The 24094-nt window shown below is 68.8% G+C and carries 21 protein-coding genes; 10 read left to right on the top strand and 11 right to left on the bottom strand.

All coding sequences use genetic code 11. The features are described 5' to 3' along the window. The first annotated feature begins 302 nt into the window (after positions 1-302). From HWD99_RS08340 to HWD99_RS08380, 9 genes are all read left to right on the top strand, one after another. Complete coding sequence (locus HWD99_RS08340; RefSeq protein ID WP_241795765.1) at positions 303-1634, top strand: glycine betaine/L-proline ABC transporter ATP-binding protein; 1332 nt, start codon at positions 303-305, stop codon at positions 1632-1634. Beyond that, entirely contained in the window at positions 1634-2593 is a 960-nt protein-coding gene (locus HWD99_RS08345; RefSeq protein WP_241795766.1) for a proline/glycine betaine ABC transporter permease, read from the top strand. The genes HWD99_RS08340 and HWD99_RS08345 overlap by 1 nt, the downstream gene beginning before the upstream one ends. Continuing rightward, a complete protein-coding gene (locus tag HWD99_RS08350) occupies positions 2586-3506 on the top strand; it encodes a glycine betaine ABC transporter substrate-binding protein (RefSeq protein ID WP_241795767.1) in 921 nt (306 codons plus the stop codon). Before HWD99_RS08345 ends, HWD99_RS08350 begins: the two co-directional genes overlap by 8 nt. A 186-nt stretch (positions 3507-3692) precedes the next feature. Further along, complete coding sequence (locus HWD99_RS08355; protein ID WP_241795768.1) at positions 3693-4784, top strand: substrate-binding domain-containing protein; 1092 nt, start codon at positions 3693-3695, stop codon at positions 4782-4784. 100 nt (positions 4785-4884) lie between these two features. Then, positions 4885-6180 carry a sugar ABC transporter substrate-binding protein gene (locus HWD99_RS08360; RefSeq protein WP_241795769.1) on the top strand — a complete coding sequence of 432 codons (1296 nt, stop codon included), beginning with the start codon at positions 4885-4887 and terminating at the stop codon, positions 6178-6180. 66 nt (positions 6181-6246) lie between these two features. Continuing rightward, positions 6247-7176 carry a carbohydrate ABC transporter permease gene (locus HWD99_RS08365; protein WP_241795770.1) on the top strand — a complete coding sequence of 310 codons (930 nt, stop codon included), beginning with the start codon at positions 6247-6249 and terminating at the stop codon, positions 7174-7176. Further along, positions 7173-8084: a carbohydrate ABC transporter permease gene (locus HWD99_RS08370; RefSeq protein WP_241795771.1), complete on the top strand. Its 912-nt coding sequence runs from the start codon at positions 7173-7175 to the stop codon at positions 8082-8084. The genes HWD99_RS08365 and HWD99_RS08370 overlap by 4 nt, the downstream gene beginning before the upstream one ends. Continuing rightward, entirely contained in the window at positions 8081-9088 is a 1008-nt protein-coding gene (locus HWD99_RS08375; RefSeq protein WP_241795772.1) for a hydroxyacid dehydrogenase, read from the top strand. The genes HWD99_RS08370 and HWD99_RS08375 overlap by 4 nt, the downstream gene beginning before the upstream one ends. Before the next feature lie 43 nt (positions 9089-9131). Beyond that, positions 9132-11156, top strand: coding sequence for a PQQ-binding-like beta-propeller repeat protein (locus HWD99_RS08380; RefSeq protein ID WP_241795773.1), 2025 nt, complete (start codon positions 9132-9134; stop codon positions 11154-11156). A 78-nt stretch (positions 11157-11234) separates the two neighbouring features. Here the strand turns inward: HWD99_RS08380 and HWD99_RS08385 are convergent, their stop codons facing one another. The 9 genes from HWD99_RS08385 to HWD99_RS08425 form a co-directional block, all read right to left on the bottom strand. Then, positions 11235-12002, bottom strand: a complete 768-nt coding sequence (locus HWD99_RS08385) for an ABC transporter permease (RefSeq protein WP_241795774.1) — start codon at positions 12000-12002, stop codon at positions 11235-11237. After that, positions 11999-12787: an ABC transporter ATP-binding protein gene (locus tag HWD99_RS08390; protein ID WP_241795775.1), complete on the bottom strand. Its 789-nt coding sequence runs from the start codon at positions 12785-12787 to the stop codon at positions 11999-12001. Before HWD99_RS08390 ends, HWD99_RS08385 begins: the two co-directional genes overlap by 4 nt. Then, entirely contained in the window at positions 12784-13155 is a 372-nt protein-coding gene (locus HWD99_RS08395) for a DUF1048 domain-containing protein (protein ID WP_241795776.1), read from the bottom strand. Before HWD99_RS08395 ends, HWD99_RS08390 begins: the two co-directional genes overlap by 4 nt. A gap of 2 nt (positions 13156-13157) precedes the next feature. Beyond that, complete coding sequence (locus HWD99_RS08400; protein WP_241795777.1) at positions 13158-13517, bottom strand: PadR family transcriptional regulator; 360 nt, start codon at positions 13515-13517, stop codon at positions 13158-13160. Positions 13518-13735: 218 nt separating this feature from the next. Next, positions 13736-14458 (bottom strand): SGNH/GDSL hydrolase family protein, encoded by a 723-nt coding sequence (locus tag HWD99_RS08405; protein WP_241795778.1) that lies wholly within the window; start codon positions 14456-14458, stop codon positions 13736-13738. Between the two features lie 41 nt (positions 14459-14499). Further along, a complete protein-coding gene (locus HWD99_RS08410) occupies positions 14500-15501 on the bottom strand; it encodes a magnesium and cobalt transport protein CorA (RefSeq protein ID WP_241795779.1) in 1002 nt (333 codons plus the stop codon). Positions 15502-15781: 280 nt separating this feature from the next. Further along, positions 15782-16624 (bottom strand): SDR family NAD(P)-dependent oxidoreductase, encoded by an 843-nt coding sequence (locus HWD99_RS08415; protein ID WP_241795780.1) that lies wholly within the window; start codon positions 16622-16624, stop codon positions 15782-15784. Positions 16625-16762: 138 nt separating this feature from the next. Next, a complete protein-coding gene (locus HWD99_RS08420; RefSeq protein ID WP_241795781.1) occupies positions 16763-18400 on the bottom strand; it encodes an amidohydrolase in 1638 nt (545 codons plus the stop codon). A gap of 76 nt (positions 18401-18476) precedes the next feature. After that, complete coding sequence (locus tag HWD99_RS08425) at positions 18477-19748, bottom strand: MFS transporter (protein WP_241795782.1); 1272 nt, start codon at positions 19746-19748, stop codon at positions 18477-18479. A gap of 164 nt (positions 19749-19912) precedes the next feature. Between HWD99_RS08425 and HWD99_RS08430 the strand changes: the two genes are divergently transcribed. Further along, positions 19913-20806 (top strand): LysR family transcriptional regulator, encoded by an 894-nt coding sequence (locus HWD99_RS08430; RefSeq protein WP_241795783.1) that lies wholly within the window; start codon positions 19913-19915, stop codon positions 20804-20806. A 25-nt stretch (positions 20807-20831) separates the two neighbouring features. On the opposite strand, the gene HWD99_RS08435 is transcribed toward HWD99_RS08430, so the two are convergent. Both HWD99_RS08435 and HWD99_RS08440 read right to left on the bottom strand, forming a co-directional pair. Continuing rightward, positions 20832-21665 (bottom strand): hypothetical protein, encoded by an 834-nt coding sequence (locus HWD99_RS08435; protein ID WP_241795784.1) that lies wholly within the window; start codon positions 21663-21665, stop codon positions 20832-20834. Positions 21666-21829: 164 nt separating this feature from the next. Then, on the bottom strand, positions 21830-24052 hold the full coding sequence (locus HWD99_RS08440) for a glycoside hydrolase family 3 C-terminal domain-containing protein (RefSeq protein WP_241795785.1): 2223 nt from the start codon (positions 24050-24052) through the stop codon (positions 21830-21832). Positions 24053-24094: the final 42 nt, after the last annotated feature.

Here is a 24094-nt window from a genome sequence, read left to right on the forward strand (position 1 = left end):
CCGCGCAATCCCCCGGTCAGCCGTGGAAACTGAACGACGATCGGAATGGCGGATTTGCCCCTGACCGGCCATTTCGTTACGTTGGTCTGCGGGCCTGACGGTCCGAAGACCAGTCCGCGGCCACGTCCTTCTTTCGATGAGCTGTGCTGCGAAGAGGCGTGGGCGTACGGTCGATGCTCTATCGCGGCGGATCCGAAATCCGCCGTCCGCGCCGCCACAGCATGCACTCGAAACGGCCCTGAGATCATCACCCGGGCGTAACCGAAGCAGGCTCAGCCGCACCGCCGAGCCGCGGGGGAAACGTGTCCGAAATCGCTCTAGAAGCGCGCAATCTGTACAAGGTGTTCGGCAAGAGTCCGAGCGCCGCCGTCCGTCGACTGAAGGCCGGTGAGAGCAGAGCCGAGGTCGGCGACGCCGGAACCGCCGCCGTCATCGACGCGAGTTTCACAGTCAACAAGGGCGAGATCTTCGTGATCATGGGGCTCTCCGGCTCCGGCAAGTCCACCATCATCCGCATGCTCAACGGCCTGCACGAGGCATCCGACGGTTCGGTCGTCGTGAACGGCGACTCGATCACCGGCATCCCCGCCGGCCGGCTCCGCGAGATCCGCCGCGACCGCATCTCGATGGTCTTCCAGCACTTCGCACTGCTGCCGCACCGCACGGTCGCCGCGAACGTCGCCTACCCCCTCGAGCTGAAGGGCGTCGGCAAGGCCGAGCGTCTGAAGAAGGCCGAGGAGATCCTGTCTCTGGTCGGCCTCGAGGGTCAGGCCGAGAAGCTGCCGTCCGAGCTCTCCGGTGGCATGCAGCAGCGCGTCGGCATCGCCCGCGCCCTCGCCGCCGACACCGACATCCTGCTGATGGACGAGGCGTTCAGCGCCCTCGACCCGCTGATCCGTCGCGAGATGCAGGAGCAGCTGCTCGAGCTGCAGGAGAAGTTCCAGAAGACCATCGTGTTCATCACGCACGACCTCAACGAGGCCATGTTCCTGGGCGACCGCATCGCGGTGATGCGCGACGGCCGCATCGTGCAGATCGGCACGCCGGAGGACATCCTGACCGACCCGGCGAACGACTACGTCGAGCAGTTCGTGCAGGACGTCGATCGTGCGCGCGTGCTCACCGCCGGCAACGTCATGGAGCGTCCGCGCCCCGTCGTCGCCGAGACCGCGGGACCCCGCACGGCCCTGCGCCAGATGCGCGACGCGTTCATGTCGGCGACCTATGTCACCGGTCGCGACCGCCGACTGCTCGGCATCGTCACCGACCGTGACGCGGTCAAGCTCGTGCGCAAGGGCGTCTCGACCCTCGACTCGATCCTCAAGCCCGTGCCGCAGAGCGTGAGCGAGGACGAGGTCCTCATGAACCTCTTCATCCCCTCGGTCGAGTCGCCGCTGCCGCTCGCGGTGGTGGATGCCTCGGGTCGCCTGACCGGCGTCATCCCGCGCATCACCCTGCTCGCCGCCCTGGGCCCCGGCCCCGGCGCGACCGGCGAGCTCACCCTGCCGCTCCTGCCGATGCCGCAGGCCGAGATCGATGCCGTCCTCGACGACGGATGGACGGCCGACTCCCCGGCCGAGCGAGCAGCGCAGCACCGAGACGAAACGCAGACGACCACGGAGGAGGTGCGCTGATGGACGGATTCCGCCTTCCCCTCGGAAGCTGGGTCGCCTCGGGCGTCGACTGGATCAAGACCAATCTCGACGGCCTTCTCGATGTGATCTCGCTCATCGTGACCTCGCTCGTCGAGGGACTCACGTTCCTGCTGCTGCTGCCGTACTTCTACGTCGTGATCGTCATCGCCGCGCTCATCGCGTGGCTGGTGCGCTCGTGGCAGCTCGCGATCGGCACGGTCGTGTCGTTCACGCTGATCGTCGCGATGGGGCTGTGGGTGCCCGCGATGCAGACGCTCGCGCTCGTGCTCGTCGCGGCTCTCGTCGCGGTGCTCATCGCGATCCCGCTCGGCATCTGGTCGGCGCGCAACGCCACCGTGCGAGCGGTGCTCAAGCCGGTGCTCGACTTCATGCAGACGATGCCGGCGTTCGTGTACCTGATCCCCGCGATCGTGTTCTTCAGCATCGGCGTCGTCCCCGGTCTCGTCGCCACGGTGATCTTCGCGCTGCCTCCGGGCGTGCGCCTCACCGAGCTCGGCATCCGCGGAGTCGACTCCGAGACCGTCGAAGCCGGACAGGCCTTCGGTGCGAAGCCGGGGCAGATCCTGCGCGGCATCCAGCTGCCGCTGGCCATGCCCACCATCCTCGCCGGAGTCAACCAGGTCATCATGCTCGCGCTGTCGATGGCTGTCATCGCCGGCATGGCGGGCGCCGACGGCCTCGGAAAGATGGTCGTCGAGGCGATCTCGACCGTCAACATCGCCAAGGGAGTCGAGGCCGGTCTCGGCGTCGTGCTCATCGCGGTCTTCCTCGACCGCGTCACCGCGGCGCTCGGCACGCTCGGCCGCAACCCGGGCTCGCTGCTCGCGCTGATCAACACCCGTCGTGCGCAGCAGCGTGCGGCCGCGGCGGTCGCGCCGACGGCATCCGCTGCCGAGACGACGGCGGTCGCCGAGGAGAAGGAGCTTCAGAATGCGTAAGAACAGGATCATCTCGCTCGCGGCGCTCGGCGCCGTGGCATCCCTCGCGCTCGCCGGTTGTGCGAGCGACGGCGCCGGCGGCACCACCGAGTTCGGCGGAGGGTCGAGCGGCGGTGGCGGCGACAAGGGCACGATCACGCTCGGCTTCCTTCCGTCGTGGACCGACGGGCTCAGCACCGCGTACCTGCTGCAGGACCAGCTCGAGAAGGCCGGCTACACGGTCGAGCTCAAGACGCTGACCGAGGCGGGGCCGCTGTACACGGGCCTCGCGCAGGGCGACGTCGACGTGTTCCCGTCGGCTTGGCCCGAGATCACGCACGCCGAGTACATGAAGACGTACGGCGACAACATCGAGGACCTCGGCACCTACTACGACAACGCGAAGCTGACGATCGCGGTGCCCGAGTACACCGACATCGACTCGATCGACGAGCTCGCGGCGGCGTCCAGCCAGTTCAACGGCAAGATCTACGGGATCGAGCCGGGTGCCGGCCTCACCGGGCAGACCCAGAAGATGATGCCCGAGTACGGCCTCGACAGCTCGTACGAGCTCGTCACCTCCTCGACCGCCGCGATGCTCACCGAGCTGAAGTCGGCGACCGAGAAGCAGGAGGACATCGTCGTGACGCTGTGGCGTCCGTTCTGGGCCAACGACGCCTTCCCGGTGAAGGACCTCGAAGACCCGAAGGGCGCGATGGGCGAGGCCGAGGGGCTGCACTTCCTCGGCACCAAGGGCTTCGCGGAGGAGTTCCCCGAGGCGGCCGCGCTGATCGAGCAGATCAAGCTCGACGACGCGCAGTACGGGTCGCTCGAGGACCTGGTCGTCAACGAGTACGGCGAGGGCCGCGAGGCCGAAGCCGTGGATGCCTGGCTCGAGGAGCACGGCGGCGAGTTCGACTGGGTGGTCGACTGACTCGACGCTGATCGCCCCGCGTCGCTCGCCGCGCGTGGGGCGGGCATCTCGCCGATGGGCGGAGGATCTGTGGAGGATCCTCCGCCCATCGCCGTGTTCGCCGCCTGACGCGTGTGCGCGGGCGCCGCAGACGCCCGCGACTAGGGTTAGGTGCTGTCGAGTTCGAGAGCCCGTGACGGAGGAACGATGCCCGCTGCCGCGCGCCACGATGCGATCCTTCGTGAGCTCGAGATGCGCGGCTCGCTGTCGAGTGCCGCACTCGCCGCGCGACTCGGGGTGACGCCCATGACGCTGTGGCGTGACCTCGTCACCCTCGAAGGACGCGGTCTCCTCGTGCGCGTGCACGGAGGGGCGATCTCGCCGGCTGTCGCGCAGCAGCAGTCCCGCGATGCCGATCGGGGTACCGCCAGGCCGCGTCCGGTGGCGACGATCGGAATGATCGTCCCGACCACCCGCTACTACTTCCCCGACGTGATCCGCGGCGCGAGCGAGGCGGCGCACGAAGCCCACTGTCGGCTCGTGGTCGGCGCGTCGAACTACTCCGAGCAGGAGGAGCTGCGGCAGGCGGAACGGCTGATCGCCAGCGGTGTGGATGCTCTGATGATCACGCCGCAGGACACTCTCGTGCAGGATTCCGCGCTGCATCGGATGCTGTCCGCGGCGGCCCTTCCCGTGGTGATGGTCGAGAGGTCGGTCGATGACCCGCTCGCAGGAAGGCTCGAGTGGGTGCGCACCGACCACGCGCACGGCGCCGAGGTCGCCGTGCGCCACCTCGCCGAGCAGGGGCATCTCGGGATCGCACTCGCTGCGCGTCCCGCAGCGACGGTGTCCGGATTGGATACCGGATTCCGGCGTGCGGTGGCCGCTCTCGGTCCGGCCGCGGGGCGGGCGTTGCGTCGAGATCTCTCGCATCCGCAGATCGGCGACAATGCCAATATCGTCGAACTGCGCGCACTCCTCGACGACTGCCTTGCGGAGGGGATCACGGCGGCGATCCTGCTCGGCGATGCCGACGCGATGGCGTTCCTCGATCTGGTGCTCGAGCGGGGGCTGCGGGTGCCGGAGGACTTCGCGGTCGTGGCCTACGACGACGAGGTCGCCGCCTTCGCGACGGTGCCGCTCACCGCCGTGGCGCCGCCGAGGCACGAGCTCGGTCACGCGGCACTGCGTCTGTGCGTCGATCGCCTTCGCCAGGCGCCGCGAACCGTTCACGCTCCTGTGCGCATGGCCCTGCTTCCCGCGCTCGTGGTGCGGGAATCGACGCTCCGCCTCCTCTGATTGTTAGGTTCTGTTAGAAACCGGCCCCTGCGGTTGGTGAATCGTGCCGTGTGACGAATGATCGAACTCGCACGGTCAACGATTCAAAGGAGAACCAGCGATGTCCCTGCGTCGAACGTCCCTTTCCGCGGTGGCACTCGCAGCCACCTCCGTCCTCGTCGCGGGATGCGCCGCCGGTGGACAGGCTGCTGAGCCGGTGCCGACGGACACCCCGAAGGGCGAGGTCACCTTCTGGTCGTTCCTGAGCGGCATGTCCGATGTCGCCGCCGCCTTCAATGCGAGCCAGGACGACATCACCGTGAAGTTCGAGGAGATCCCGAACGGGGCGAACGGCGGCTACACCAAGCTCTCCGCAGCCATCGAATCCGGAAGCGGGCCCGACGTCGTGGGCATCGAATACGACCGGCTCCCCGGATTCGTGGCGGCGGAGCAGCTCGCACCCCTCGACGACCTGGTCTCGGACGATGTGCTGGGCGAGTACGACGAGCAGGTGCGCACCCTCGTGTCGTTCGGCGACGCGGCCTACGCCCTCCCATACGACGCCCCGCCGATGGTCATCTGGTATCGACAGGACGTGCTCGAGGCGGCGGGCGTCGAGGTGCCCACGACGTGGGACGAGTTCGAAGAGGCGGCACGCGCCGTCAAAGCGGTGAACCCCGACGCCTATCTCACGAGCTTCTTCACGAACGAGCCGCAGCTCGCCCCGATGTCGTGGCAGGCGGGAGCCGAGTGGTTCAGCGTCGAGGACGACAGCTGGAAGGTCGGCGTCGACGACTCGACTTCGCAGGAGGTCGCCGACTACTGGCAGCGTCTGATCGACGAGGGCCTGGTCAAGAAGCAGCTCGGGTTCAGCGACGAATGGACCGCCGACCTGAACAACGGCGTCGTGAACGCATGGGTGGGTGGATCGTGGAGCGCCTCCGCGTTGAAGACCCGCACCGAGGCATCGGGACAGGCCGGGAAGTGGGTCGCCGCCGCACCACCGTCGTGGGACGGCGAGCCGACGAGCGCGTTGAGCGGAGGGACCAGCTTCGCGATCCCCGAGAACTCCGACAACGCGGCCGCGGCCGCGGTCTTCCTCGAGTGGCTCGTCACCTCTCCCGAGGCGATCGAGGCGCGAGGTGCCGTGGGCACGGCGTACCTGGCCTATCCCGGGCTCAATGACGTCGCCGCATCCGTCGCCCCGACCGACTACTACGCGAACGACATCTACGCGGTCTTCGATGAGGCATCCGCTGACCTCGGTCCGTGGGCCTGGGGCCCGAAGTACGACCTCACGGCGACGGCGCTCAAGGACTCCGTCACCACGTCTCCGACATTGAGCGACGCACTGGCATCCACCCAGAAGGCCACCGTCGGCGGGCTCGAGAAGCTCGGCCTCGACATCAAGGAATAGCCCATGCATCGTCGGGCGGGCGCTGAAGCGCACCCGCCCGACGGTCCGGAGCGAAGGACACAGACCATGACGACTCAGGCATCCGCCACGAGGCGCACGCGAAGGAAGACGATTCCAGGAACGGGCGGACGCACGGCATCCGTGTTCCTGATCCCCTTCTTCGTGCTCTTCGCACTGACGATGATCGCCCCGGTGATCTACGCGATCGGAATGAGCCTCTTCGCCGAACGGCGCAGTGGGCTCGGCTTCGGCGGAGCGACGGTCGAGTTCGTGGGACTCGGCAACTATGTCGAGGTGCTGAGCGACACGACCTTCACCGACGGCTTCGGGCGCCTGGCGATCTACTGCCTGCTCTACGTCCCGACGCTGCTCGCGGTCGCGCTCGTGCTCGCCTTGCTGCTCGACTCCGCCGTCGCCTACGCGAAGCGGGCCTTCCAGTTGCTGCTGTTCCTGCCGCACGCGGTGCCTGGCGTGATCGCCGCGCTGATCTGGGCGTACCTCTACACCCCCGGCGTCAGCCCGATCGTGAAGGCGCTGGAATCCGGCGGCATCGGGATCGACTTCCTCTCGGTGCAACTCGTGCTCCCCTCGATGGTCAACATCGCGGTGTGGGAGTGGGCGGGTTACAACGTCATCATCCTCTTCACGGCGTTGCAGGCGGTGCCGCGCGAGATCCTCGAGGCCGCGAGGGTCGACGGCGCAGGCGAGATCCGCACCGCTCTGTCGATCAAGACGCCCCTCGTCTGGCCGGCTCTGGGCGTCGCGCTGCTCTTCACCGTGATCGGCTCGCTGCAGCTGTTCACCGAGCCGAAGATCCTGTCCTCTGCGACGACGGCGGTGACCAGCACCTGGGTGCCGAACATGTGGGCGTACGACGCGGCGTTCAACCGCAACAACCTGCCCCAGGCAGCCGCCGCCTCGATCATCCTCGCCCTGCTCGCCGGCCTGCTGTCGTGGGTCGTCACCCGATTCACCTCGAAGGAGCCGACGCGATGACCGCCGTGATCGACCGCCCTGCCTCGCAGACGCCGACCCCCGTGAAGCCGATCCGCTCGCACCGCCCGCGCGCCACCAGCCGCACCGCAGCGAAGGTCGGTGTCAACGGACTGCTCGTCCTCGGCTCGGCCTACATGGTGCTGCCGCTGCTCTGGCTGGTGTTCGCCGCGACCAAGGATGCCGGCGACCTCTACTCGGGCAACGCCTTCGCCTTCGGCACCGACCTCGTCGCCAACCTGCAGCGGCTGCTGGCACAGGACGACGGGATCTTCCTCCGGTGGCTGGCGAACAGCATCCTCTACGCGGGAATCGGAGCCGTCGTCGGTGGGTTCGTGTCGCTCATGGCCGGCTACGCGTTCGACAAGTTCGAGTTCCGCGGCAAACGGGGGCTCTATGCGTCGGTGCTCGTGGGAGTCCTGATCCCGAACACCGCCACGGTCATCCCGCTGTACCTGCTCGCCGCATCCATCGGACTCACCAACACGATCTGGGCGGTGCTCATCCCCACGCTCTGCAACCCCTTCAGCGTCTACCTGGCGCGGGTGTTCTCGTCGGGCTACCTGCCCGCCGAGACGCTCGAGGCCGCGAGGGTCGACGGTGCGGGCCCCATCCGCAGCTTCCTGCAGGTCGGGCTGCCGATGCTGGTCCCCGGATTCGTCACGATCGCTCTCTTCCAGTTCGTGGGCATCTGGAACAACTTCATGCTCCCGCTGATCATGCTGCAGGACCGTGATCTGTTCCCCTCCAGCGTCGGCATCGCGCTGTGGCAGAGCCAGGTGCAGCAGAACCCCGAGTTCTCGACCCTCGTGATCGCAGGATCGTTCGTCTCGGTGATCCCGCTGATCGTCGCGTTCGTGATGCTGCAGCGCTTCTGGCGATCCGGCCTGTCGGCGGGGAGCGTCAAATGAGCGTGCGCCGGCCGGTGATCGCCTTCGCCATGACCGACTCGGTGCGTGGCCGCGTGTTCCCCGAACGGGTCATGCGCGACTACGCCGCCGCGGCCGACATCGCCGGCATCCTCACCGAGTACACCTCCGACCATGCACGCTCGGTGCTCGCTCGGGTCGAGGTCCTCGTGACGGGCTGGGGCGCACCGCGAATCGACGCTGCGGTGCTCGACGCAGCGCCCCGCCTGGAGGCGGTGCTGCATGCAGCGGGAACGGTCAAGCCCTACCTCGACCCGTGCGTGATCGAGCGCGGAGTGCGGGTCAGCTCGGCCGCCGGCGCCAACGCCGTGCCCGTCGCCGAGTACGCCGTCGCCATGATCGTGCTGGCGGGCAAGCAGGTGCTCCCGATCGCCCGCCACTATCGCCGGGTGCAGGAGGAGTTCGACATCGAGGCGTCGTTCCCGGATCTCGGCAACTACGGTCAGCGCATCGGCATCATCGGGGCGTCGAAGATCGGCCGGATCGTCATCGGGATGCTGCGGGCATACTCGTTCGAGGTCGTGGTCTACGACCCGTACCTGACCGAGGCGGACGCGGCGGAGCTGCGCGTCACCTCCGTCGCGCTCGACGAGCTGCTGCGTACGAGCCGTGTCGTCTCGGTGCATGCCCCGTCGCTGCCGTCGACGATCGATCTGGTGGATGCCGCCGGCATCGATCTGATGCCGCGCGGCGCGACTCTGGTGAACACCGCGCGCGGAGAGATCATCGATCAGGACGCCCTCACGCGGCGAGTGCTCGCGGGTGAGCTGTTCGCGATTCTCGACGTCACCGTGCCGTGGATCCTCGAGCCGGATCACCCCCTCTACACGTCCGATCATGCGCTGCTCACTCCGCACATCGCGGGGTCCTACGGGGTCGAACTCGAGCGGTTGTCGGAAGCGATGCTCGACGAGCTGCGCAGGATCGCGCGGGGCGAACCGCTCGCACACGAGATCGAGCCCGAACTGCTCGCCATCACCGCCTGACCCGACGCCTCCCCATCATTCGACGACGAAGCACGGAGCCACCATGTCCGAACCCCTGAAGATGACCAGACGGACCGTCCTCCTCGCCGGTGCCGGTGGTCTGCTCGCGGCTGCGGCCGGAGTCGGATCGGCGCAGTCGGCGAGTGCCACACCCTCGCTCTTCCCCGCTGGTCGCACCGGTACCACGATCACCGAGATCGGGCCCGGAATCATGCAGTACTCGTTGATGAGCGGAGTGCTGCTCGACGGTGTCTGCTACATCGGGTCGCGCAACCTCGAGCCGACCGGCATCCTCGCCTTCGATGTCGCATCGGCCACGGTCACGCACTCGACCACGCTCGCGACCGGTCACAGCATCCAGGCGCTCGCGGTGGATCCCGTGCGCAAGGTGCTCTACGCCGGCATCCTGCAGAAGGCCGCGAGTGCCAACAATCTGTATCGCTGGGACCTGAGCGACCTCGCCTCGCCCGCGGTGGCGATCGGACGCATCGGAGACCGCGATGTGCGAGACCTCGCCGTCTCGTCCGACGGCACCGTCTTCGCGGTCGGAGGCGGCGGCACGGGCGCTCCCGCGCTGTGGCAGTACGACCCGTCTTCCGGGGCGGTCACGAGTCTCGGCGTGCCCGACGCGAACGCGACTCTCGCTCGGGCTGTGGCGGCGACAGATCAGACGGTGTTCTTCGGGGCCGGCAGCACGCTCGGGGGCGGAGCGGGCACGAGCAGGGCGGCGCTCTACGCGTTCGATCGCGCGTCGGGGACCTTCTCCGACATCACGCCCGTGGAGATGGTGAATGACCCCAGCATCCGCGACCTCACGGTCTCCGGTGACCGGCTTCTCGTGTCGTCCGCCGGTTCGACCGAGCCGTCGAAGCTCGCCGAGATCTCGCTCGCCGATCACGCGTCGTACCGCGCAGTGACGTCGATCGGCACCACGGCCAAGAACTTCGCCGTTCTGGGTGACGACGTCTTCTGCGCGAACGACGCCGGTGTGGTGCGGTGGACGCCGGGTGAGGCTGCCGTGCAGCAGCTCCCCGTGACGAGAGACCTCGGGGAGATCTGGGGGCTCGACGCCCGGGATGACGGATTGGTCGTGGTCTCGGGCTACGGCTTCGTCGCTGCGCTCGACGCCGCCGGTGCGCTGCGAGGCGAGTACGACCTCGGCACGGCCGGTGCGCCGGTGAGCGCGCAGACCTGCATGGGCATCGCGGTCGGTGCCGGCTTCGCCTACGTCGGCGGCAACGGCGGCATCGCCCGCCACGATCTGCGACGCGGCGGTGCGGTGAATCTCCGCGCGCCCGGAGAGGCGAAGGATGCCGAGGTGATCGGCGGCGTGCTCTACACCGGCCAGTACAACTCGCAGGGGATCTGGGCGTACGACCCCCGCTCAGCAGAGCCGATCCGCCGCGTGGCCTCCTTCCCGACCGCGCAGAATCGTCCGCTGGACACCCACTGGGATGACTGCAATCGGCTGCTGCTCGTGGCGGCGCAGGCCGACACCGAGGGCGGTGGCTCGCTGTGGACGTTCGATCCGAAGACGGGTGAGAGCACCCATGCGATCAATCCGATCGACGACGTGCAGCTGGTGCGTGCTGTGGTGGCGGTCGACGGCGTCGCGTACCTCGGTGGCGACAACGCGCAGAAGGCCGGACCTCGCGGCACGATCGTCGCATGGGATCCGGTGGCGCACCGGGAGCTCTGGCGGGTGGAGACGGGCGCGTCGAACGGAATCGCCGCCCTCGCCGCGCACGGACGGCACCTTTTCGCCCTCACGATCAAGGGTGCGCTGGTGGTGATCGACCGTCCGCGCCGTGAGGTCGTCCACACAGGCGACCTCGCCGCGCTCGGTCCCGGCTTCGCCGCGATGAAGGCGGCCCGAGGTGTGATCTACGGGGTCTCCGACACGAACCTCTTCCGGATCGACCCTCGCACCTTCGCGGTGACGACCGTCGTACCGGGCATCAACGGCGGCTGGTACAGCGGACCTCACCTGAACGTCGATGAAGACGGTGCTGTGTTCACCCTTCGCGGGCGCACGCTGGTCAAGGTCGATGATCGACCACGACGCTGACGTCGCCACGCCGAGCGCGGCGAAACGCTCCGTCCGGGCGCGGGGCCCGGACGGAGCGTTCCGTCTCACTGCAGACGATCAACGCACCTTCTTGCGGTAGGCGATGATGGCGAACACGTAGGCGACGATCAGGATGCCGACGCACCAGGCCAGCGCGACCCAGATGTCGGTGCCGACGGGCTGCTCGGCGAACAGCGCCTGGATGGTGTTCACGATCGACGTGACCGGCTGATTCTCGGCGAACCACTGCACGGGGCCGGGCATCGTCTCGGTGGGCACGAAGGCCGAGCTGATGAACGGCAGGAAGATCAGGGGGTACGAGAACGCCGTCGCCCCGTCGAGCGTCTTGGCACTGAGTCCGGCGATGATCGCGAGCCACGTGAGCGCCAGGGTGAACAGCAGCAGGATGCCGATCACGGCTAGCCACGCGAGGGGACCCGCTCCCGTGCGGAAGCCGAGCAGGAACCCGACCGCGAAGATGATCGCCAGCGTGATGCCGTTCGCGACCAGCGAGGTGAGCACGTGGGCCCACAGCACGCTCGATCGGGCGATCGGCATGGAGTGGAAGCGCTCGAAGATGCCGCTCTGCAGGTCGTTGAACAGCCGGTAGGCGGTGTACGCGATGCCGGATGCCACGGCGATCAGCAGGATGCCGGGGAGCAGGTAGTTGACGTAGTTCTCCGAGCCGATGCTCTGCTGGAGCGCCCCTCCGAAGACGAACACGAACAGCAGCATCAGGGCGATCGGGGTGACCGCGGTGGTGATGATGGTGTCGGTGCTGCGGAAGATGTGCCGCATCGAGCGGCCGGTGAGCGTCGCGGTGTCGGCGACGAAGTGCGTGCTCATGCTGCGGCCTCCGTTCCGGACTCTGTCGTCGACGGGGTGCCGACGAGGGTGAGGAAGATCTCCTCGAGGGTGGGCTGCTTCTCGACGTACTCGACCTTCGCGGCGGGCAGCAGGCGCTTGAGCTCGGCGAGGGTGCCGTTCGCGATGATCCGGCCCTCGTGGAGGATCGCGATGCGGTCGGCCAGATGCTCGGCCTCGTCGAGGTACTGCGTCGTGAGCAGCACGGTGGTGCCAGTGGTCGCGAGCTCCGTGATCACGGCCCACACCTCGATGCGGGCCTCGGGGTCGAGGCCGGTGGTCGGCTCGTCGAGGTAGATCACCTCGGGGTGTCCGACCAAGCTCATGGCGATGTCGAGGCGCCGCCGCATGCCGCCGGAGTACGTGCCGACCTTGCGGCCGCCGGCATCCGTCAGCCGGAAGCGGGTGAGCAGGTCGTCGGCGACCTTCGCGGCCTCCGGCAGGTGACGCAGCCGGGCGACCAGGATGAGGTTCTCCCGTCCGGTGAGGATCTCGTCGACGGCGGCGAACTGCCCGGTGAGGCTGATCCGCTGCCGCACGGCGAGCGGGTCGGCGGCGACGTCGACCCCCTGCACGGTGACCGTGCCGGCGTCCGACCGCAGCAGGGTGGAGAGGATGCGGATCATGGTGGTCTTGCCCGCGCCGTTCGAGCCGAGGAGGGCGAAGATCGAGCCCTTCTGCACCTCGAAGTCGACGCCGCGGAGGACGTGCAGGTCGGCGTAGGACTTCTCGATGCCGCGGACGCTGATGGCGGCGGAGGCGTTCATGATCGGTTCTCCCGTTCTGTCGCGTCGTCGACCGCCTTGATGAGGCGGGCGCGCTCCTTGTCGATCCACTGGGTTCCGCCGTACGCCTCGGCGTAGGTCTCGGCGAACGAGACGGGGTCGTCTCCGACGATGTCGTCGATCGGGGTGCCGTCGATGGCGGCGCGCTCCCACAGGTCGGCGAGGTCGAGGAAGATCTGCACGAGCGTGTCGCCGGCGGTGATGCCCCCGTAGTACATCGTGTAGCGGTGCTGGGCGTTGGCGACCGTGCGGTACGGCTCGGGGAGGGCGTCGATGCGCTTCTTCGCATCGCGGTACTGCTTCTTCTGCTCGAGCGATCCGGTGAGCGCTTCGATCCACTTTGCGGCCATGGTCAGTTCTCCTCGTTCGTGGTGCTGTCGATGTGATGGGTGTCCGTGTTGAGTCGTTCGATGTGCTGCGCGAGGAAGTTCCAGGTCTTCCAGAACTCCTCGAGCTCCTGGGTGCCCGCCGCGTTCAGCGAGTACACCTTGCGGGGAGGTCCCTTCTCGCTCGGGACCTTCTCGACGTCGACGAGCTTCTTCTGCTCGACGCGCACGAGCAGGGCGTAGATCGTGCCCTCGGCGATCTCGGTGAAGCCGTGATCGCGGATGCGGGTGGTGATCTCGTATCCGTAGGCCGGCTGCTCGGCGAGGAGAGCCAGGACGATGCCCTCCAGGGTGCCTTTGAGCATCTCGGTCATCTGCTTGCCCATGAGAGCCTCGTTCCGTCGTATCCGGTACTCAGTGTTGCTGGGTACCGGTACAAAGTAACACCGAGCACCGGTACTTAGCAACACCGAATACTGAACTTCTCCGGATCGTCGGAGGGCTCATCGATCACGGCGCAGCAGGAAGGCGCGCGTCAGCGGCGGCACTGCCGGCACCGCGCGCGATCAGGCCTGTTCGTGCTGAGGCGTGAAGGGGTGGGATCTCAGACGAGGCGCGCGGCGCGCACCTGCGCGTCGAGCAGCGGGAGCGTCCGCGATGTGGCGGGGCTCAGGCCGAGCGTCGTGGCGAGCTCGAGGGCCAGTGCGGCGTGGCCGGCGGCGTTCGGGTGGAAGGGGTCGTTCATCAGGCCCCACGGCACTCCGCCGCCGCCGAGCTCGGTGAAGCGCGCGTGCTGGTCGACGAGGATCACGTCGTCGCTCGCGGCCACCTCGCGCACGGCGTCCGCGAACTCCGTGAGCCGCTCGCGGCCCGGCGCGTTGGCGGCGTCGATCGAGGGCGGTGTCTGCAGCACGGGGATCGCGCCGAGTGTGCGCACGCGCGCCACGAACTCGCGGAGGGATGCCGCGAACGCCGCCGGTTCGACGAACGGGCTGCCCTGCTGGGTCGACATGTCGTTCGTGCCGATCATCAGAGTGACGACGTCGGGACGCCACCCGGCCACGCGCCGCTCGAAGTCGCCGAGGATGTCGGGCAGTCGGTGCCCGCTGATCGCCGAGTTGAGCACGATGTCTCGCGTGCGCCCGAGCTCGCCGCGGATCAGCTCGTGCAGGTGCTCGGAGTAGCTGCGGCCGCCGTGCGTGTGCACCAGCCCGTGGGTGATCGAATCTCCGGTGATCACCCAGTTCAGCGGCTCGGCACTCGCCAGGGACTCGGCGAGGCGGCGGAGATCGGAGGCGGCGGATGCGGGGGAATCGGCGTTCGACACGCCCTCGAGCCTAGCGCCGAGGGCGTGTCACGCCGGCGACGTCACAACCACTTCTTGTACTTGAACACCCCGAACAGTCCCAGCGCGAAGGCGGCCATGGCCCCGATCGCCATCGGGTATCCGAACGACCAGCCGAGCTCCGGCATCCCCTCGAAGTTCATGCCGTAGACCGTGCCGACGAGCGTCGGCGCGAAGATGATCGCCGCCCACGACGAGATCCGCTTGATCTCGTCGTTCTGTGCGAGTCCCGCCTCGGTCTGCCGCCGGGCGACCAGGGCGGAGTGCACGGTGAGGGCGTTCTCGAGGATCGCGCGGAACGAGTCGACGCGCTCGTTCACCCGGATGACGTGGTCGAGCACGTCGCGCAGCGACCGCTGCAGCTCTTCGTCGATGCGGTACTTCTCCGACCCGCGGCGCAGCCATTCCAGCATCCCGGCGAGGGGGTGCACCGCGCGCTGGAAGTTGATGACCTCGCGGGAGAGCTCGTAGATGCGGCGCGAGAGGGCGTCGTCGTCGCTGTCGCCGAACAGCTGGTCCTCGATCTCGTCGATGTCGTTGAGCAGCCCGGTGACGATCGGCTCGTAGCCGTCGACGACCTCGTCGAGGATCGCGTAGAACACGGCCTCCGGTCCCATCGCGAGCAGCTCGGGGTGCGCCTCCATGCGGCGGCGCACGGCCGCGAGGTCCGGCGATTCCGCGTGGCGGATGGTCACGACGAAGTCGGGTCCGACGAACAGGTGCAGCTCGCCGAACTCGATCGACTCCTGCTCGTCGCGATACCGGGCGGGGCGCAGCACGGCGAAGAGCGTGTCGCCGTAGCGCTCGACCTTCGACCGCTGGTGCCCCGAGAGCGCGTCTTCGACGGCGAGGGGATGCAGGTCGAACTCGCGGGCGACCGAGGCCACCTCCTGCGGGCTCGGCCGGTACAGGCCGATCCACGCGATGCCGCCGTGGGAATCGAGCGACCGGTAGGTCTCGTCGAGGTTCTTCGGGGTCTCCACGCGACGTCCGTGGACGTACACGCCGTTGTCGATGAGGGCCATGGCTGGCTCCGTTCTCGCAGGCGCACACCGAGGCATGTCGGGAGTGCGCAGAATTCGTCAGGGGGCGGAAGACGCCGCCGACGGCTGCGGAGCAGGACGTGCAGGTGCGGAGCCGGAGCTCAACGCACGGATGCCGTCAGACGCGACGCAACGAAGGCGGCGTCGCAACTATCACCGGACATCGCCATCACCGCCTCTCGCGCTCTGAAGGGGTCACACGACCCGATGTGCCAGCATACCCCTGCGTGCTGGACGCCGGATCCACGCGGACCGGATGCGGTCAGGAGGCCGGGATCCCGACCAGCTCGGCGCTCTTCTGCCACAGCGCCTCGGCCAGTGCGGCATCCTCGATGCGGGGGTTCACGCGGCGGGTCAGCACCCGCTCGTCGTAGTACGCGCCCGAGATCCAGGTCTCGTCCGGGGTGCCCTCGACGAACCAGCTCAGCGTGCTGCCGCCCTTCTCGCTGCTGATCAGCAGAAGGTGCTTGAGCGGCGTGCGATAGACGAGCCGCATGACGGTGCTCGAGTCCGAGGCGAAGTTCGTCTGCACCGTGCCGGGGTGGAAGGCGACCGAGGTCAGCCCCTCGTCGTGGAACTTCGCGTGCAGGCTCTTGGTGAACAGCACGTTGGCGAGCTTCGCGTCGCCGTAGGCCCGGTTCGCGCTGAAGTTCTCGTGGTTGTCGAGGTCGTCGATGTCGATCCGGCCGAACAGACGGTGGGCCACGCTCGACGTGTTGATGATCGCCGCGTGACCGGCGCGCAGCTGGGGCAGCAGCAGGTTCGTCAGCAGGAACGGCGCCAGGTGATTGACCTGCAGCGTCTTCTCGAAGCCGTCGACCGTCGGGGTCCGGTCGCCGAAGATGCCGCCGGCGTTGTTCGCGAGCACGTCGATGCCGTCGTCGCCCACGGCATCCGCGATCTTCGTCGCGAGCTCGCGCACGTCATCGAGCCGGGCGAAGTCGGCGGTGAACCACTCGGCTCCGGTGTCGGCGGCGACCGCGCGCGTCTTCTCGGGCGACCGGCCGACCAGGATCAGGCGGTGGCCGGATGCCGCGAGCTGGCGCGCGGAGGCTGCGCCGATGCCGTCGGATGCGCCGGTGAGCACGACCGTCTTCGGGGTCACATCGCCGGTCACTCTGTAGCGGCCTTCGACGCGACGTGCTCGGCGATGGTCTGGTCTGAGACGCTGCGCATCCGTCCGCCCTTCTGATGGGACCCGGGCTCTGAGGGAACCCGGTCTCCCGAGGCTATAGCAGCGCGATCAGGACCCGTCGCCGAAGACGACCTCGCCGCCGACGACCGTCGTGGTGACCTGCTGGTCGGCGATCCGCTCGGGCGCGATCTCGTAAAGGTCGTCGCTCAGGGCGATGAAGTCGGCGAGCATGCCGGCCTTCAGCGTGCCCTTGCTCTTCTCCTGCCCCACGGCGTAGGCCGAGCCGTGGGTGTAGGCGCGCACGGCCTCGTCGATGCTCACGCGCTCCCGTGGTCCGAGCACCTCCCCGCTCGACGTGCGGCGCAGCACCATGTCGCGCAGCGACACGAGGGGGTTCGCGTCGGAGATCGGGGAGTCCGTCGAGCCGTTGAGCACGATCCCGGCATCCGCCAGCGACTTGACCCGATAGATGTCGTCGCGTCGATCCGCATCGACCGCGGCCGCCATGCCGTCGCCGAAGTCCGAGACGAAGACTCCCTGCGGCACGGGGATGACGCCGAGCGCGGCGGCCCGGGCGATGTCGGCGTCGCTCGCGAGTGCGAAGTGTTCGATGCGGTGCCGCACCTCGGGCCGCGGTGCGATGCTCTGCGCGTGCTCGATCGCGTCGAGCACATGCGTGATCGCGCGGTCGCCGATCGCGTGGGTGGCCACGGTCCATCCGGCGCGGTGCGCCCCGACGATGTAGTCGCGCAGTGCCTCGGGCTCGTGCAGCAGCACGCCGAAGTTGTCGGCTTCGCCGTGGAAGCACGCGTGCATGGCGGCGGAGCGTCCGATGAACGAGCCGTCGGCGACGATCTTCACCGGGCCCACGCGCAGCATGTCGTCGCCGAGGCCGGTGCGGATGCCGAGATCGAGGCCGAGCATCTGCTTGTCCGGCAGATCCGAGAAGGGGTGCAGCACCGTGATGTAGGGCATCAGGGTCGTGCGCACCCGCAGCTGGTGCTGCTCGACCGCGGTCTGGTAGGCGTGGTAGTCGAGCGGGCTGTTGCCGACCATGCGGATCTCACCGATGCCCGGCTCGGTCACCGACGTGAGACCGTAGCTCAGCGCCTGGTCGCTCGCGAGCCCGAGGTTGCGCTGCACCTCGTCGAGTCCCATGGGCCGCACGAGCGCGAAGATCGGGGCCATGGCCGACTCCTGCAGAAGCCCCTGCGGGCGGCCGTCGCTGTCGCGGGGGATGCCGCCGCCCGCGATCTCGGGGAAGCCCTCGCGCCGCGAGTAGCCGGCGAGTTCGAAGGCCCGTGTGTTGGCGACCATCATGTGGCCCGAGACGTGCTCGAGGATCACCGGTCGACCGCCCGCCACGCGATCGAGTTCCTCGGCCGTGGGGTGGCCCTCGAGGAAGTTCTGGTCGTAGCCGGACCCTCGTACCCAGGCATCCGGAGCCAACCCCTCGGCGTGCTCGCGGACCGCCTCGTACAGCTCGGAGAGGGAGTTCACGGCACCAGGACGCAGGTTCAACGACGCGAGCCGGAACCCCGTGAGAGAGAGGTGGTGGTGGGCGTCGTGGAATCCGGGCAGCACGGGCTGGCCGCCCAGATCCACGACGCGATCGGCATCGAGGCCCCGCAGCTCGTCGTCGAACCCGACGATGCGGCCGTTGAGCGTGCCGATGCTGTGCGCCGTCGGGCGCTCCGGGTCGAGTGTGCGGATGCGGGCGTTGGTGAAGATCGCGTCTACGCGCATTGTCTCTCCGGTCTTCGATGACGGGCGGTGGAAGCCCGACCGCCGTCGGACGGCGGTCGGGCAGTCGTGGTGGCTGTCAGGCGACGGTCACGGTGGCGGTCTCTGCGGCGACCGATCGGGTGATCCGTCGCTGCAGTCCCCAGACTCCGGCGATCGTGACGAGGATCATCGCGGCATAGAAGACGGCGACGCCCCAGACGCTCCCGCCGGTCGAGTTGAGGATCCACTGTGCGACGAGAGGCGTCGATCCGCCGAACACCGTGGCGCAGAGCTGGTAGGCCAGCGAGACCCCCGAGTAGCGGATGCGTGCGGGGAAGGCGGAGGCCAGCAGGGTCGCGAGCAGAGCGTAGTAGGCGGTGCTGCCGAGGATCGTCGCGTAGAGCGTCACGGTGATCCACAGCGGGGATGCCGCCTGGATCGCGAGGAAGTACGGCACCGTGAGCAGCACGCTGAGCACGAGACCCGCGAGCATGACCCGGGCGATGCCGAGCCGTTCGGCGATCTTCGCGGCGATCGGCTGCCAGATGAACTGCAGGACCGCCATCCCCAGCAGGATGTTGAGCATCAGCTGCCGGTCGATGCCGAGCGAGCCGGTGGTCCAGGCGAGCAGGAACGTGTTCGAGAAGTAGGCGTTCGAGATGCCCATGACCGAGGCGAGCACGCCGAGGCCGATGAGCAGCGGCGCGGTGCGGATCGCGACGAGCACCGGGGCGCTCACGACCTCCTTGCTCTCCTTCGCGGCGACGAAGTCGGGGGACTCCTCGACCTTGACGCGGATGACGAGGCCGACGATGACGAGGATCGCCGACACGAGGAACGGGATGCGCCATCCCCAGCTGATGAACTGCTCGTCGGGAAGCAGCCCGACGAGCAGGAACATGACGGTCGCCAGGATGGATCCTGCGGGCGATCCCTGCTGCACCCAGGCGCCGGCGAGACCCTTCTTCTCGGCGCGGGCGTTCTCGGTGGAGAGCAGCACGGCACCGCCCCACTCGCCGCCGACCGCGAAACCCTGGAGGCCGCGGAGCACGACGAGGAGGATCGGGGCGAGGATGCCGATCTGCGCGTAGGTGGGAAGGAGGCCGATCAGAGTGGTCGCGCTGCCCATCAGAATGAGCGTGAGCACGAGCACGTTCTTGCGACCGAACTTGTCGCCGAAGTGGCCGAACACCAGGCCGCCGACCGGGCGCATCAGGAATCCGACCCAGAAGGTGGCGAACGACGCGAGCAGGGCCGCGCCGGGCGCGACGTCCGGGTAGAAGACGCGGCCGAAGACGAGCGCGGCCGCCGTGCCGAAGATGTAGAAGTCGTACCACTCGATCGCAGTGCCGACGAAGGCACCCACCATCGAACGACGTTGCCGGGCAGTGCTGCTGTCAGTGCGGGAGTTGGCCATCGGGAAGGCTCTCTCTGTCGGGGAGGGGATCGGGTGTGGATCGGGTGTGCCCATCCTCACCGTCTCGACCCATGCTCGTCCAATGAGGAAAGCGGCTGACCGCATACGCTTTACGTATGTACGGAGAGCGAGAGCTGGAAGCGTTCGTCACGGTCATCGACTGCGGTTCGGTGAGCGTCGCGGCAGAACGCCTGATCAGGACGCAGCCCACCGTGTCGCGGCAGATCGCCTCGCTCGAGAGGCAGGTCGGTGCGGCGCTCTTCCGGCGCATGCCCCAGGGGATGGTGAAGACCTACGCCGGCGACCGCCTCGAACCGATGGCCCGCGACCTCGTGCGGCGGGGCCGTCGAGCCCGCGAGGTGATGACGGGAGTCGTGCAGAAAGAGCGCTCGTTCGTCGCTGCGGCGCCCGAGATGACGAGCGTGCTCGTGCTCGCACCGTTCATTGCGGCCGGTGGGCCCATCTCGGATGTCGTCGTCGCGACACCGCCCGAGACCTACGACCGGCTCCGCTCCGGCGCCGACCTGGCCGTGACGACGAGCGTGCCGGATTCGCGGCTCCGCAGCGTGCGGGTCATGACTCTCCCGTTGCTCTGCCAGATGCCGGCGTCGCATCCGCTCGCGGCTCATGATCGCCCGGAGCTGAAGGAGCTGCTCGCGGCTCCGTTCCTCACCTCGGGGACGGGGTCGGCCGCCTGGACGCAGATCCAGCGCGTGGCCGAGAGCGAGGCGTGGTCGGTCGAGATGGCGGGCTTCGGGGCGGATGCGCCGATCATCCAGGCCCGATCGTCCGCCGGACACGGCCCCTGCGTCGTGGTCGAGCCGCCGCGCTTCGGGCTCGTCTCCCGCACGCTCCACCACCGCGGACGGCCGATGCAGTGCGCCCTCTACGCGAGCTGGGAGCGCAATCACTACGCCCGCGACGACATCCGGCAGGCGGTCGAGCAGCTGGCGGAGTTCGCGCTCGAGCACGTGGGCGGACTGTACGACCCGGAGACCAGCGACCGCTAGATCGCGCGCACTGCCGCCTGCGGGGTCACGGCAGATCGTCGGTCTTGCGCAGCGGCATCCGCTCGGGTTCGGGCTGAGTCTCCGGAACCCGCTCGGGAGCCGGTGCGGTCGCGCTCGCGTCGGGCGCCGCCGGTGCCGTGATCTCCCGCGCGACCTGCTTCTCGAGCACCTGCACCGCCTCGTCGCTGAGCAGGATGAGTCCCTCGAGCTCGTCGCGCACCCGGCGGTACGCGACGTTGCGCTCGGCCTGCGTCGCCGACTCGTCGACGGCGACCTTGAGCAGCTGCTGCGCGCGGTCGAGGCGCTTGCGCTCGGGTTCGGTGAAGGTCGAGTCGCGCAGGCGCCGAGCATCCTTCTCGGCGATCTCGAACGCCACGGCGTAGGCCCCCACGGCGTCGAGATACTCCGACACCTGCCGCTCGGTCACGCTCGCGTCCGCAGACGCGGGGCGCAGCGCATCGGCGATCTTCTTGGCCCGCAGGAACGCGGCGACCAGCGGCTGGCGTCCGTCGCTCATGGCGGGATAGGCGATCAGCTTGGCGACGTCGAGCTCGTAGTCGAGCCACCGCGCGGTGATCTCGTCGTGCTCGGCGAAGAGTCGCTCGAGAAGGGTGTTCGGTGCGACGGGAGCGGCCGTGTCGAGGATCACCGGACCGGGGCGCAGCGTCTTTCCGCGCGCCTCGAGCTGGGCGGCCTTGATCTCGGCCTTGAGGCGCAGGGTCTCGATGCGACGTTCATGGCGGCGCTTGGAGCTGCGCTCCCAGGCCTTCGCGGCGCCGCCGGCCATGCCCATGATCGGGAACACGAGCCACCAGTAGCTGCCTGCGAAGACCCAGAACCCCCGGATGAACTCGTCCATGATGCCCTCAGCCTACTTCGCGGGCTTCGCGGCGTCGTGGGGGCCGGACCCGGGCCTCAGGCCCGAGCACGGCTTCGGAGTTCACCGCGGACACGCGGGGCGGTGCGACTCAGCCCCGGCGTGTCCCGGCATCCGCTCCGAAGCCGTGCCCTCGGGAACGTGTCTCAGCCGCGCTGTGCGCGCTCGACCAGGGCGACGAGCTCGGTGCGCGGCAGCGGGAAGCCGTCGAGGCGCCCGACGGGGAAGTTGCCGAGCATCTTGAGCATCTCGTCGCCCTCCGTGCCGAACTTCTCGGCGATGACCGCGCTGAAATCGGCGCCGACCACCGGGTCGGAGAGCAGCTCATCGAACGACGATCCGAGGGTCACGGGCAGCACGACCTCGTCGCCCGGGACGGCGACGGTGGTGCGCGCCCGCAGATCGCGGCTCGACGATCCGACCTCGATCGCGTAGTCGCCGCCCTCGACGACCCAGCCGTCGATGCGGGTGTCCCAGTAGGCCAGCTCGGCGCGGCGCAGGCGCAGCTCGACCTGGGCGGTCTCGCCCGCGGCGATCAGCACCGACGCGAAGGCCTTCAGCTCGCGGGGTGCCCGCTGCACCGACGAGCCAGGCAGGCTCGTGTACGCCTGCACGACCTCGCGGCCGGCGACGGATCCGGTGTTGGTCACAGGCACCGTGACGATGACGTCGCCCGACTCGGCGACGGATGCGGTCGCATCGCCGTAGGCGAAGGTCGTGTACGACAGGCCGTGGCCGAACGGGTAGGCGACCTCCATGCGGCGGGCGTCGTACCAGCGGTACCCGACCAGCAGGCCCTCGCCGTACACGGAGTGGCCGTGCTCGCCGGGGAAGCTGCCGAAGGCGGGAGTGTCCTCGATGCGCAGCGGGATCGTCTCGGCCAGGCGGCCCGAGGGGTTCACGACGCCGAACAGCACGTCGGCGGTGCCACCGCCTCCGGCCTGACCGAGCAGCCAGGCCTCGACGATCGCGGGAACCCGGTCGGCGAAGGGCAGCGCCACGACGCCGCCGTTCGACAGCACGACGACCGCGTTCGGGTTGGCTGCGAGAACCGCGTCGAGCAGCTGGAGCTGGGCCGCGGGGAGGTCGATGTGCTCGCGGTCGAAGCCCTCGGACTCCTCGTGTGCGGGCACCCCGAGGAAGACCACGGCGACGTCCGCGGCGGATGCGGCGGCGACCGCTTCGTCACGCAGCGCGGCGGCGTCGGAGTCGGGCGCGGCATCGATCGTGTACCCGGCGGCGAACGAGACGTCGGCGTCGCTGAGGGCGCGGATCTCGTCGAGCGCGGTGTCGATGCGGGTCGGGTTGATCTGCGACGAGCCGGCGCCCTGGAAGCGCGGGGTGCGGGCGAACTCGCCGATGACGGCGAGGCTCGTGGAGGGCTGCAGCGGGAGGATGCCGCCCTCGTTGCGCAGCAGCACGATCGAGCGACCGGCGACCTCGCGGGCCAGGGCGTGGTGCGCGTCGACGTCGAGCGGGCCCGATGCCGCGGGGCGAGCCTGCGCCTTGCGGGTGAGGTCGAGCAGGCGGTCGACCACGGTGTCGAGGTCGGACTCGGCGAGGCCGCCGTTCTGCACGGCGGCGACGATCTCGGCATCCGTGCGCCCGCCCGACGAAGGCATCTCGAGGTCCATGCCCGCGACGAGGCCGGAGACGCGGTCGTTCACGGCACCCCAGTCCGACACCACGATGCCCTCGAAGCCCCACTCGTCGCGGAGCACGGTCGTGAGCAGCCACGGGTCTTCCGATGCGTAGACGCCGTTGATGCGGTTGTACGAGCACATGACGGTCCACGGCTGGGCGTCTTCGACGACCCGCTGGAACCCGCGCAGGTAGATCTCGCGCAGGGTGCGCGGATCGACGTCGCTCGAGACGCGAAGCCGGTCGGTCTCCTGGTTGTTCGCGGCGAAGTGCTTGAGCGACGAGCCGACGCCCTGCGACTGGATGCCGCGCACGAGCCCCGCACCCATCGCGCCCGAGACGATCGGGTCCTCTGACATGTACTCGAAGTTGCGTCCGCACAGCGGGGAGCGCTTGATGTTGATGCCCGGTCCGAGGATCACCGCGACGTCTTCGATGGCCGACTCGATGCCGAGGGCCACGCCGACGCGCTCGGCGAGCTCGGGGTCGAAGGTCGCCGAGAGGCCGACGGCCGGCGGGAAGCAGGTGGCCGGGATGCTGCCGGCCAGACCGAGGTGGTCGGTGTCGCCGCCCTGCTTGCGGAGTCCGTGGGGTCCGTCGGTGAGCATGAGCGACGGGATGCCGAGGCGGTCGACGCTCTTGGTCGTCCAGAAGTCGGCGCCGCTGGTGAGCGAGGCCTTCTCGTCGAGGGTGAGGTCCTGGGCGCTCGCGCCGGTGGGCTCGGACATGTGATTCCTCTCGCCGTTGAGCCGATTCCGGGCCGCATCGGA

The organism is Microbacterium sp. C5A9 (genome assembly GCF_022627955.1).
Taxonomy (GTDB): Bacteria; Actinomycetota; Actinomycetes; order Actinomycetales; family Microbacteriaceae; genus Microbacterium.